This is a genomic window from Gilliamella sp. B2911, assembly GCF_026536965.1.
GTDB classification, from domain to species: Bacteria; Pseudomonadota; Gammaproteobacteria; order Enterobacterales; family Orbaceae; genus Gilliamella; species Gilliamella apicola_E.
Genome location: NZ_JAFNNA010000008.1, coordinates 105,247 through 118,905, shown reverse-complemented (window position 1 = coordinate 118,905; position 13,659 = coordinate 105,247). Strand labels below are relative to the sequence as shown.

At 33.4% G+C, this 13,659-nt stretch carries 8 protein-coding genes; 7 read left to right on the top strand and 1 reads right to left on the bottom strand.

Features of this window, described 5'->3' with window-relative positions:
* Positions 1–85, bottom strand: an 85-nt coding sequence (locus tag J3U27_RS08220; protein WP_072075904.1) for a transposase, incomplete at its 3' end; no start/stop codon positions are given.
* Positions 86–835: 750 nt separating this feature from the next.
* Between J3U27_RS08220 and J3U27_RS08215 the strand changes: the two genes are divergently transcribed.
* From J3U27_RS08215 to J3U27_RS08185, 7 genes are all read left to right on the top strand, one after another.
* Positions 836–1,687, top strand: a complete 852-nt coding sequence (locus tag J3U27_RS08215) for a heme/hemin ABC transporter substrate-binding protein (RefSeq protein ID WP_267377233.1) — start codon at positions 836–838, stop codon at positions 1,685–1,687.
* Between the two features lie 77 nt (positions 1,688–1,764).
* The gene (locus J3U27_RS08210; RefSeq protein WP_267377232.1) at positions 1,765–4,065 is read left to right on the top strand and encodes a TonB-dependent receptor domain-containing protein; all 2,301 of its coding nucleotides are present in this window, start codon (positions 1,765–1,767) and stop codon (positions 4,063–4,065) included.
* A 217-nt stretch (positions 4,066–4,282) separates the two neighbouring features.
* Complete coding sequence (locus tag J3U27_RS08205; protein ID WP_267330274.1) at positions 4,283–4,924, top strand: YjfI family protein; 642 nt, start codon at positions 4,283–4,285, stop codon at positions 4,922–4,924.
* A 31-nt stretch (positions 4,925–4,955) separates the two neighbouring features.
* A complete protein-coding gene (locus J3U27_RS08200) occupies positions 4,956–5,648 on the top strand; it encodes a PspA/IM30 family protein (RefSeq protein WP_065734407.1) in 693 nt (230 codons plus the stop codon).
* Between the two features lie 96 nt (positions 5,649–5,744).
* A complete protein-coding gene (locus J3U27_RS08195) occupies positions 5,745–6,392 on the top strand; it encodes a hypothetical protein (protein WP_065563262.1) in 648 nt (215 codons plus the stop codon).
* A 52-nt stretch (positions 6,393–6,444) separates the two neighbouring features.
* The gene (locus J3U27_RS08190) at positions 6,445–8,523 is read left to right on the top strand and encodes a hypothetical protein (protein ID WP_218058451.1); all 2,079 of its coding nucleotides are present in this window, start codon (positions 6,445–6,447) and stop codon (positions 8,521–8,523) included.
* Positions 8,524–8,629: 106 nt separating this feature from the next.
* Positions 8,630–13,615 (top strand): DNA repair ATPase, encoded by a 4,986-nt coding sequence (locus J3U27_RS08185; protein ID WP_267377231.1) that lies wholly within the window; start codon positions 8,630–8,632, stop codon positions 13,613–13,615.
* The last annotated feature ends 44 nt before the right edge of the window (positions 13,616–13,659 follow it).

Sequence of the window (13,659 nt, the reverse complement as noted above, 5' to 3'; positions counted from 1 at the left end):
CCAACGTTAAGCTGTTGAGTCGTTTTAAGTGTAATTCGGGGCAGAATTGGTAAAGAGAGTCGTGTAAAATATCGAGTTCGCACATCTTGTTGTCTGATTATTGATTTTTCGCGAAACCATTTGATCATATGACAAGATGTGTATCCACCTTAACTTAATGATTTTTACCAAAATCATTAGGGGATTCATCAGTGCTCAGTTTTCAAACTAAACGCTAGTATTTTCATAAAAAATTAGCAAATAAAAACCTTTTTTTAATAATGCTGATCGATTTATTGTATTGATTAGTAACTCGTGGAACCTTTATACAAATTGTATTTACAGATTTTGCTAAAGATGAAATTACTATGGATAACATTATTGTTTCCCCAAATAAACGCTTATCTTGTATTGATATTTCGGTAATTTTAAGTCAATTTTATTTCTTAATTCCTTATAATATTTAGCATAATCGATAATTTTCTTAAGTTATTTAATCAATCAAAACTTGATGATTAAGTGCAAAATGTGAAGCTGGTAAAATAGAATTACTCTATGAAAATATGAGTAAAATTATATTTAAGTTAAATAAACTGAAACAGAAATAAAAAGGACCAAAATTTCCCTACAAGATATCATTCTAATTTTCATATCCCCCAAAATATCAATATATTATTTTTGTAATAATTTGTTATAACATTACTATTTATTTAAATAAATTTTAATTTATCATTTATGCTTGATTCAGTTTCTAATGCTTTACTATTAAATCCCCCAATATTTTATGTTGATAATGGTTATCATTTTCACTATATTATTCTTCCAAAATTGAAAACCATGGTAGGTAAATTAAATCATGAAGAAAAATTTTATAAAAAGGATTAGCCTATTTTTACTATTATTTAGTATCAACAGTCTTCTCAATTATAGTTCAGCAAATGAAAGAATTGTTATTGCTGGAGGATCTCTTACTGAAATTGTATTCGCACTAGGTGCTGGAGATGATGTCGTAGGTGTTGATAAAACAAGCAGTTATCCTGAGAAAGTTAAACAATTGCCACAAATCGGTTATTGGAAATTATTAAATATTGAAGGTGTTTTATCGCTTAGACCAACCTTGTTTATAACATTAAATGATGTAGAACCTGATAATGTCATCGAAAAAGTTTCTGAGTCAAAAGTAGATGTATTAGCATTAAGGCGTGTACCTGGTACAATTGAACTGTTATACGAAAATATCAATAAAATTGCATCTAAATTAAATAAACAAGAAGAAGGCGAAAAATTAATCAATAGAATTAAAGCCAATCTTGCCGACATTCAAGCCAAAATCGCAACTCACCCACAAAAAACAAAAGTTTTATCCCTAATGAGTATGAGTGGTTCCAATTCTGTAGCAGGTAAAAATACTACAATTGATGCATTAATTAATATCGCTGGTGGTGAAAATTTGGCAACGCATAATAGTTTCAAAAGTTACACTGCAGAATCAATTATAGCTATCAATCCAGAAGTTATCATTTTAAATAAATATTCGATTGATCAATTAGGTGGTTTAGACAAAGTCAATACTATTCCAGGTATTACTGAAACGAGTGCATTTAAAAATAATCGTATTACGGTTATAGATGATAGTTACTTATTTGGAATCGGGCCAAGAGTTGATGAAGCAGCAAAATTGCTTTTCCAAAGCTTTTACCCTGAATAAACTATTTTAATAATATTTTTATTAATTGAAGCAATAAATGCGCGCATTAAACATATTAAGTTTGAAAGGATAAAAATGTGAATTTTAAATATTTAAAAAAGACAAGTTCATTAGCAATAGGTTTAACATTAGCACTACCTACTTTCGCTACTGATAAACATAATGATGAAAAAGACATTGATACTATTACTGTAACAGCTCATGAAGCAACAAAAAATCCGGGAATGAATACTGAAATTTCTGAGCAAGATATTCGCCGTGATGGAGGTACTAATTTTGGTACTATAATGCGTTATCAACCTCTAATTTCTGCCCCAGGAAGTATTTCAGGTTCAGGTAGTGGTAAAAGTAGTTGGGACCGTGGTGGGTTTACTGGATACAATATTCGTGGTTTAGATGCTAACCGCGTGTCAATCGATATTGATGGTATGCCTTTACCAATAGCTCAAGGTCGGGTTAACTCTGTTGGACGAGCTGGGTTTGGATCTTACGGTATTGGCCGAGATTATATTGATACCTATATGTACAATAAAGTTGATATTCAATCAGGAGCGACATCGGTTAGTAATGCAAATAATGCTCTAGGTGGCTCAGTTTCATTCCAAACTAAATCGGCAAGTTATTACCTCTATCCGGGTAAAACGACCTACTTTGGTTATCAAAATAACTATGATAGTTCAGATAGAAGTTTCCACCAGGGCTTAACTATGGCTGGTGGTGATGATTATCTAAATGGTATTTTGGTTTTAAGTCGACGCGATGGCCAGCAAACACGTAATAATGGAGACTCAATAAGTAGTTATCCAGAAAACTGGCACTCCAACTCGATTTTAGCTGGTTTTGGCTGGCAAATGACAGAAGAACATTTAATTAATACAACAGTTGATTACAATAATAAAACCAAAAATTCTCATTATGATACTTGGGATAAATACGGTAAAAAAGTTGAGTCACTTGATCATCAAAGAAGCAAAAACAATCGCTTTAATCTTGCGATTAAAGATCAATGGAAACCAACTGCTATAAGCTGGATTGATAGTTTAACTACTCAATTAAATTATCAACGAACCAATGTCTATGATAGTACCGATATTAGACATACAACTAAAGGTAATTTTAATACTCAAACAAATTACAATACAAAAACTTATAATTTTATTACTACTTTAGTTAAAAACTATGAAAATCAGAAAATTAGCGCTGGTTTAAATGGTAAATGGAGTGAAGATGAATCACCATTCTTTACTTCAGCCCAATCTCAAAATGGTAGAATATTTCCAGACGGAGATTACACTAAACCCCAAGCAGATAGTCGAAGTTATCAATTAGGGGGATTCCTCGAAGACAGAATTAGTTTTAATATTAAAGGTAGTAATAATTTCTATCTAGTACCTGGTGTTAGAGTTATTTACCAAAATACTAAACCTCGTAATTTAGAAAATATGGCTGTAACAAACATCAATGGTAGCCAGTTAGGTAAACAATATAGTAGCAATAGTGATTTCCAAGTTTTACCTTCTATGTCATTTATGTATGATATTAATCCTGACTTCACTGCTTATTTACAATACAAACGTTCCGCACAAATGCCAAATCAGAACCAATTATATGGATCTTATTTAGCGCATAGCAATATGTATGTACTTGTTGGTGATTCAAATCTTAACACTGAAACCAGTGACAATTTTGAATTAGGTTTGAAAGGACATCCTGTTTCAGGTGTAACTTTAACATCTTCAGCTTTTTATAATAAATATAAAAATTTCATCGCTTATACACGTTATAGAAAGAACTTTGTCGGAACAGGTAACCGAATTGTTTATCAAGCAGAAAATCGTGATAAGGCATACATCTATGGTGCTGAATTGAGCAGTGAATTCAATATCGGCAAATGGGTAGAATCTGCTAATGGCTTAAGCGCTAAATTTGCAATTGGTTATAACCAAGGCAAATCAAAATCAAGCTATTTAGGTGATAAATATATTGAAATGGATTCAATAGCACCAATGAAAAGTGTTGTCGGTTTAGCGTGGGATGATCCGAATAAATTTTATGGTGTGGCTGTTACAGCAACATTCCAAAAAGGTAAAAAAGCCGAAGCGACATCTAGAGAATCTTATGGTAATGATGGTAGACCACTTCCTAATTCTAAAGATGACTATTTTAGAATCGCCGGTTATGGCATTATTGATTTAACTGGTTATATTAATATTACTAAGAATGTTAAATTGAATGGTGGAGTTTATAATCTTACCGATCAAAAATATTGGGATTATCTAAGTAATAATAAATTATACAGCACATCAGATCATAAATATCTAAACATGTTTACTGCTCCAGGCAGAACATTCCAATTAGGTTTAGATGTTGATTTCTAGAATGATATATCATTTTTTCAAATAAATAACCCGCATCATGCGGGTTATTTATTCTATAGTCTTCTATAAAACCTCCCTAAAGGTGTTTGGTTTTTTATTAAAATTAAAGTAAATTTAGCATCAATAAATTGATAAAAAAATATCACATGTAATATTTACATGTGATAAAATTATGCTAATATAAGTTCTATAAAAAATTAAAGAATAACCAAAATTTATGAAAAAAACCAAAGAAGCTAAAAGCTCAGCATTTTATCAACAACAATACCGACAACGTTTAAGAGAACAGGGGTTGATAAAAAAAGAAGTTTGGATTTTGCCTGAAAATACTGCTGAGTTACTTGAAATCGAAAAAAAATTTCGTCAACCAGCTGTAGAAAATAAATCTTTTTTGTACCATGTGAAGGAAAACAATGAAATGAAAAATAAAGAAATCTGGAAAATTAATGACCTTTTCCAAGAATTAAATCAAACTGATTTAATCAAACAAGGTTCTGCAAGTATTGAAATAATTGATGGTGTCGATGCTTGTTTACATATCATTATGCATGACTATGGTGATTTACCACTTTTTTTAAGCGTTTCAAATCAGCAAATTATTGTAGAAGCACTACTTTGGCCAGTTTCACTAATCAAAAATCCTTCATCATTTAATGAAGAAATTCTGTCTGCTAGAAAACTATTTGCTTTATCAACTATAGCAATTGAAAAAACAGGAGATGGAGAAATCAATTACATTATGTATGGTGCACTTAGTTCATCCTCAACCTTAAACGATATTATTTATGAACTCGAAATGTTATCAGACAATGTGATCAAAGCGACTGAAGCTTATGAGCATTTCTTTAATATTGAATAGTTAAAGCGAAAAGTTATAGAAGGAGTTAAATATGGTTATCTTCAAAAAATTAGTAACAGCATTACGTGGTGGAATAAATGAAGTTGGCGAATCAATAATTGATTCTCAAGCGTTACGTATATTAGACCAAGAAATTAGAGATGCTGATGAAGAATTAAGACAAGCTAAAGAATCATTAGCTAATATTCTAGCAGAACAAAAATTAGCAGAGAAACAAGTTGAATCAACAAAAGCTCAAATAACTGAATATGAAGCATATGCTATTAAAGCACTTGAAAATAACAATGAAGAGTTAGCTTTGGAAGTAGCGGAAAAACTTTCGGTACTCGAAAATCAATATGAAAATAACAAAAAGCAAGCTAACTATTTTGCTGAAAGTGTTAAAAATTTACGACAAACTATTTCACAATCTGAAATCAATATTCGTAATTTAAAACAACAAGTTGATATAGTTAAAGCTACTGAAAGTGTCCAAAAAGCACAATCTGCAGTAGCACAGCGTTACGGTGGTTCAACAGCTAAATTGCATACTGCACTCGATTCATTAGATAGAATCAAAAAACGTCAAGAAAAAGCTGCTGCCACTTTTGAAGCAAAAAAAGAATTAGCAGCAACTGAAAATCCTGATTCGCTTGATAGTAAATTAGAAGCGGCCGGTATTAAAGCTGGCAATAATAATGCAGCTTCAATTTTAGCTAGATTAAAAGAAAAACAATCGAATTAAAGTTTTCGCGTTTTGATATTTTTAAGTTAGAATAGCAAAAACAATTATAAAATAATTAATTAGTTAAAACTAGTTTGGATAGATGAAGGGAATATAATGGAACTGTTTTGGGGAATATTTTTTTCTTTTCCCGTAATTATCTTTAGTGCATTGTTAACAATCTGTATCTTATATTGGTTTGTTGCAGCATTAGGACTATTAAGCGTTGACTGTTTAGATTTTGATATCAGTGTCAATGATGTTTATAGTGATGTTCCATCTACTGGATTAGGTGGTTTATTAATGAAATTTGGCTTCAATGAAGTACCAATGACTCTCATCATCACATTGATCTCTTTAATTGGATGGTCAATTTGTTATTTTGCCTTTCGTCTATTAATCCTACCTTTGTATGATTTTGTATTTCTTTATTATTTAGCAGGGATAGCTCTTTTAATTATCTCATTTATTTTATCAGTCTATTTAACTGCTTTTTTTATTAAACCACTTCGTCCTTTATTTAGAAAGTTGATAATTAACCACAATCATAAATCATTGTTAGGGCAAGTTATCGAAATACGCTCAAGTACCGTAACCAGAACTAAAGGACAAGCTACCTGTGAAGATGGAGGAGCGGGCCTTATTTTAGAGGTAAGATGTGATGAATCTTATCAATTCAAGCGCGGTGATAAAGCCGTAATCCTTCAGTATGATGAAACAACAAATTGTTATGAAATAATTAGCCTAAAAGATTTTAATGGCTAATAGAAGTTAATTTGGAGAATTGAAAAATATGTCTTTAAGCAGTGATACTATAATGTTTTTTTTGGTAATAGTTGGAAGTATATTCCTTGTAATTGTCGGATTCTTCCTATTATTTAAGGCATTTTACATAAAGGTTCCTCAAGGTACGGCGCTTATTGTTAATGACATGACGTCAAAACCTAAAGTTCATTTTACTGGTGCATTGGTATATCCAATCATCTACAAAAAAGAGTTCATGAAAATTTCCTTGATCACTTTTGACGTAGAACGAAGAGGTAAAGATGGTTTAATTTGCCAAGATAACCTTAGGGCTGACATCTGCGTAGCCTTCTATTTACGCGTTAATGAAACAACAGAAGATGTTCTTAAAGTTGCCAAATCAATCGGTGTAGATCGTGCATCAGACCAACAAGCGGTAAGCACATTATTTAGTGCTAAATTTTCAGAAGCATTGAAAACCGTAGGTAAACAATTTGAACTTGCAAAGCTATTTGAAGATCGAATGAATTTCCGTGAACGTATCATTGATGTAATAGGTAAAGACCTTAACGGTTATGCCCTTGAAGATGTTGCTATCGATTATTTAGAACAAACTCCAATTAAATCACTCGACCCAGATAATATTTTTGATGCTGAAGGTATTAATAAAATTACAGCTATAACTGCTGTACATAAAGATGAAACCAATAAGCGAGAACGCGATCTAGAGTTAGCTCTTAAGAAAAAAGATACTGAAACTATCGAAGCTAAACTTGAATTAGAACGTCAACAAGCTGACGCTGAAGCTAGACAAAAACGTGAAATTGAAACTATTCGAGCTAGAGAAGCCGCTGAAACATTAAAAGTTCAAGAAGAAGAACGTTTGAAAGCTGAACAAGCTAGAATTCAAACCCAACAAGAAATTGAAGTGAGAGAAGAGAATCGTTTACGTGAAGTAGAAGTTGCACAGAATAACCGCCTAAGAGCTATTGCGATTGAAGAAGAACGTGTAATCCGAGCTCGTTCACTTGAAATTGTTGCTCGTGAACGTGAAGTTGAACTACAACGAATAGAGAAAGACAAAGTTGTAGAAGAGGAAAAGAAACAGATTGCTAATGTTATTCGTGAACGTGTAGCAGTTGAAAAAACAGTTGCAGTTGAAGAGGAAAACATTAAAGAAGTTCGTGAAGTTTCAAGAGCAGATCGTGAAAAACAAACAACAATTATTGAAGCTGAAGCTAGAGCTGAACAAGAGCTAGTTAAACAAGTAAAACAAGCTGAAGCAGATGAACAATCATCTAAACATCGCGCAATTGAAATCAGCACGATGGCTCAAGCTGAATTAGAAGCTGCAGCTAAACAAGCTGAAGCTAAAAAACAATTAGCTCAGGGTATAGAAGCCGAAGAAGCGGCAATAGGCCTTGCCGAAGCTAAAGTACGTAAAGCAAGAGCAGAAGCAGAAGAAAAAGAAGGTTTAGTCAAAGCAAATATTACAGCTGAGACATTATTAGCTGAAGCGAAAGGTAATCAAGAAAAAGGCTTAGCAGAAGCTAAAGTTATTGAAGCCAAAGCAATTGCAGTAGAAAAACAAGGTTTAACTGAAGCTAAAGTACTTGAGGAAAAACTTTCTGCTCAAGCTCGTGGTGATGAACGTATTGGATTCGCAAAAGCATCAGCAACAAAAGAACAAGGTCTTGCAGAAGCGTTAGTAATTCGCGAAAAATTAACTGCTGAGGCAAATGGTTTAGTAGATAAGTTCCAAGCAATGGGTACGATGAATGAACAATCGAAAAATCATGAGGAATTCCGTTTAGCGCTTGAAAAAGGTTTCGAACAAGCCATGGCTGCTATTGCTGCTAACAAAGAAATTGCTAGAGAACAAGCTGACGTGCTTGCTGCGGCATTCAGTAAAGCCAATATTGAAATTGTAGGCGGTAATGATAACTTCTTTAATAGCTTCTCTAAAGCAATTAGTGTAGGTAAAGCAATAGAAGGAACTGTTAATCAGAGCCCTGTACTACAATCTGCATTACAATCAGTACTATCTCGCTTATCGGGAGACAAAAACATAAACATAAAAGAGACTTTGCAAAACACTGATTTAAAAGCGTTAGCAAAACAATTTTTGTCATCCAATAATGAGAATGAATAGGTTACTATCAGAATAGCCATTTATCTATAATGTAATCAGTTTTAGGTAGGATTCATTTCCTACCTAAAACATTAGGTATTTCAGTATTATCTTCAACGAGTAAAACATGTCAGAAACCCAAGATCAGCAACAAACATCAATTGATAAAGCAGTCGCGGAAGGCGGAGCTTATGAAATTCTTCGTAAACGTTTAACCTCTTTAGGACAAGAACTTAATCAAAAGACAGAAGCTCTAAATCAGGAAAGGCTATCTGAGTTTGGTAAAAGTGACATGTCCATTATTAGCCGTATTCGTATTAGAACGGAAAATAACTGTGTAGCACGAGATATTGTTCGCTTTGGTGATTGGTTGTTGTTTGGTTATAACGTCTATTTAGGATTAAAAAAAGAAACCAAGATAGAAGATGTATTTTCACTTTATCAATTAGTTGAACGTGATAACAATTATGAAGCTGATCCGGTTGATCTCTCAAATACATTCTTAAATATAGATAGATTTATACAAGACTTTAATGAGCTTTATACTTATTATAAAAATGCCCAGTTACTTCAGCTTGTTGAACGTGATGGAAAACTTCTTGCTAGTTTTCAAATTGGAGAACGAATTAGTGATATTCGTGTATTTCGATGGTCTATATCTAGCGATAAAAAAACAATCGAGTATATAGATAATCGAGGTGAGCGAGATATCGCACTACCACCTGCCTACGATTTTGAATGGATCGAAACAACACGTGAAGATATTGTTAATGGGCGATTTCCCCATATCAATGTTCTTGATACAGTATTTGTTGAAACCATTGGTGGTGACTTAACAATAAAGTGTGAAAATAATACTAATGATGGTTTAGGAATTTATCGAGAAGAGGTTGTTGATAAAAATCAATCAATTAATGATGCTAAAATAGAATATGCAAAAGTTGGTTCATTAATCCTATTGAAAATTCTCCCTTACCGCGAAGACAATTGGCGCTATTTAGTTTATAACTCGCTAACCCAGCAAGTACATCGTATAGATTTTATTGGTCAATCATGTATTCAACTTCCAGAAGATCATGGAATTATATTTCCTGGGGGATACTACTTACAAAATGGAGATTATAAAACTTTTGACCAATCAATGTCAGGTATGCGTTTCAGACGAATTCGCCGTTCACCAAATGGTGAAGATGTTTTATACATTTTCTATGACCCAAGCAATGGGCGACTAGCACTGTTCAATTATAATATGATTGAACGCAAACTAGATAACCCAATTTTAGGTCATGGCTACGCCGTTTTTGAAGATGGTCGAATGGTCGTTTTTGAAGGAGAAAGTGATGAGCCAACTAGAGTTCATCCAATGCAAATTTGGCAAACTCCTTTTTATAGTGATGAATATGCAGCACAACAACCGACAAATAATAGCTTCCTCGGAAAAATAGGTAATGCTGAACTTGTTCGCGGAATTTCAGATCTGTATTTTATCTCGCGCGAAATCGATAACCAGGCAGTCTCTTCACAACTCTATAGCAAACTAAGTGAAGATACAAAACGGCTCTTTGATAATTACTTTTGGCTCAATGACGAGAAACACCTATCATTCTCCCCTATTCTTCGTAATATTTCACAAACGAGTGAATTAGTTATAGATGAGTATGAAAAAGTCGAAAGCATTCGACGTCAATCCGAAAGCGCTATGCGTGAGGCAATTTCTAATCAACAAGATTTATTAACCAAGCTTTACCCTGATAGCTGGCAAGAAACACAAGAATTTGTTGATGCATTAAATGCAATAAAATTACAACTAGGCAGTTTAGTCACATTAAGAACTTACCGATACATTGATTTAGACCAAATCGATGAAATGGAAAATAAACTAAAAGCTAGACAAGCTGAGGTTTCATTAGCTACTGCTGAGTTTTTAGGAAGTGATAAAGCATTAGAGCCATTCAATGTAAAAATTGACGATATTGAACAACAAATTACCAAAGCAGATACTGTTGCAAAATTACTTGAATCTGTTGAAATAACAGAAACTATGTCAACTGATTTAGATATGCTTTCACAATTGATAGCAACCCTAAAATTTGATGATGTCACATTACAAACTAAAATCATAGAATCAATAGCTGAAGTCTATGCAAAACTTAACCAAACAAAAGCTAAAATCCAACAAAAACGAAAAAATTTAGCTAATGTTGAAATGGTCGCTCAATTTGGTGCTCAATTTAAATTATTTGGCCAAAGTATCGCCAATGCCTTGAGTATGGCAACAACACCTGAAAAATGTGATGATGAGCTATCTCGTCTTCTAGTACAACTTGAAGAGCTTGAGAATCAATTTAGTGAAAGTGAAGAGTTCCTTAATGATATTCTGGCTAAACGGGAAGAGATATTAGAATCATTTGAAACTCACAAACAATCACTACTTGAAGATAGAACAAGACGAACAGAAGCGTTACTTACGGCTGCCAATCGAATTTTAGATAGTATACCAAGAAGAACGGCTAAATTTTCTGATCAAAATGAGTTAAATGCTTTTTTTGTTGCCGACGCTTTAGCTTTAAAAATTCGTGAAATTGTCGAAAAATTAAGAGCACTTTTTGATAATGTCAAAGCGGATGATATTGAATCTCGTTTCCAAAGTGCCAGAGATCAATCAATACGCGCCTTACGAGATAAATCAGAAATCTTTGAATCTGGCGGAAATGTAATCAAATTGGGGCCAAGACATAAGTTTAGTGTCAACACCCAAGAGCTTGATTTAACCATTGTACCAAAAGAAGATCATCTTTATTTGCAATTAACGGGTACTGATTATCAGGAAAGAATCAATCACCCTAAATTAGAAAGTTATAAACCTTTCTGGTCAATTTCATTAGAATCCGAATCGCCTAGTGTTTACCGTGGTGAATATTTAGCATATTCAATAATTAATTCAGCGCTTAAAAAAGAGCATGATTTAAGTTATGACGATTTAAAAAATCAATCAAACCAACCTGAGGTATTAGCTAAAACAGTAAGAGATTATGCGTCAATGCGATATCGTGAAGGCTATGAAAAAGGGATTCACGATCACGATGCATTAAAAATATTAGCCAAACTGATCCCGCTAGGTGAAGCGGCCGGTCTATTACGCTATAACCCTTTAGCCCGAAGCTTAGCTATCCTTTTTTGGCATCATAATCAAAAGAGTGATATTGCCAAATTATGGCCAGAGCGAGCCAAAACTTGTAAAGATATACAGGCGTTATTTGGTCATGATGAAGGTATAAGAAATCTTCAAACAGAGATGTCTTTTGAATTAACCCAATTTTTAGAAAAGTACCCTATTCAACATGAACAGTATCATGTAAAACAAGCAACTGAATATTTAAGTTATATATTAGCCGAAACACCACAAGAATTTACATTAAGTAAATATGGCCACTATCTATTTGAAGGTTTAAAAGCCCGCCTCGAGGAATCTCATATGTGGGGTGATTTTAACCAATCACAAAGCAATCTTCAAAAACGACTTGCCGATCGCTGGATTCTAATCGAAAGTTGGTTTAAAGGTCTTTGTACCCTACCCCAATATCAAAAACTATCAGACTATATTGCTGAAGCTTTAGTATTGTGTATGTTAGATAAAGAAAGTAGCATTACGCTGGGAATTAGCGAGCTTGAGCTTGATATTTCCGTCAACGATTTACTTGGCGATCATCCAAGTATAATTCAGGGAGTGTTGAATATTAATCTTGATGATTTCTTTAGTCGCATGCGTAAACAGTCCAGAATTATTATTCCGGAGTTTCAGCATTATCAAAGTCTTCGTCAGGAAGTACTCGATGAACAACGTGATCTTCTACATCTAGAGGAATTTAAGGCTAAACCATTAAGTTCGTTTGTGCGAAACAAACTCATTAATCAAGTTTACTTACCTATCATTGGTGATAACTTAGCTAAACAAATGGGAACGGTTGGTGAAACTAGACGTACCGATTTAATGGGGTTATTACTGCTTATATCTCCACCGGGTTATGGTAAAACGACATTAATGGAATATGTTGCTAATCGTCTTGGATTAATCTTTATGAAGATTAACGGACCGGCTTTAGGCCATAGTGTGTTATCTTTCGATCCAAATCAAGCACCGAATGCAACTGCCAAACAAGAGCTAGTAAAACTTAATCTAGCGCTTGAAATGGGAAATAACGTCATGCTTTATATTGATGATATACAGCACACCAATCCGGAATTCTTACAAAAATTCATCTCCCTATGTGATGGTTCACGCCGGATAGAAGGTGTTTGGAAAGAAAAAACTAAGACCTATGATCTCCGAGGTAAAAAATTCTGCGTTATTATGTCAGGTAACCCGTATACTGAATCAGGAGAAGTATTCAAAATACCAGATATGTTGGCTAACCGTGCAGATATTTATAATTTAGGTGAAGTTCTTGGTGGTATGGATGAAGTTTTTGCTTCAAGTTATATTGAAAACTGCTTAACTTCAAATCCAATTTTAGCACCACTTGCGCTACGTGACTTAAATGATCTTTATCAACTCATTGACCATGCACAAGGTAAGCCACTTAATAGCAATGAATTAAGTTATGCTTACAGCCAAGCAGAAATCAGCGAAATTGTTGCAGTACTTACTCACCTATTGAAAATTAGAGAAGTGGTATTCAAAGTTAACCAACAATACATCGTTAGTGCTGCTCAATCAGATAAATACCGTACAGAACCACCTTTCAAACTTCAAGGTAGTTATAGAAACATGAATAAACTTGCTGAGAAGGTTTCTTCTGTTATGAATGATGATGAACTTAATCAAATCATCAACGATCACTATTTGGGTGAAGCTCAACTATTAACTAATGGTGCTGAAGAAAATCTTCTTAAACTCGCTGAAATTCGTGGCGTATTAACTGATACACAAACTAAACGTTGGCAACAAATCAAAGCTGATTTTATACGCAATAAAACACTAGGTGGTGATGAAAGTGATACCGGAAACCAAATTGTTACGCAATTGGCTGACTTAGTGCAAAGTGTACAGGCTTTGCAGTTATCATCAAATAAAAAACCGAAAAAAGAGAAAAGAAATACAAAAGGTAAATAGCGAATTTTAATTATATTTTATTGTTAATAAAAAAGGCGGAAATA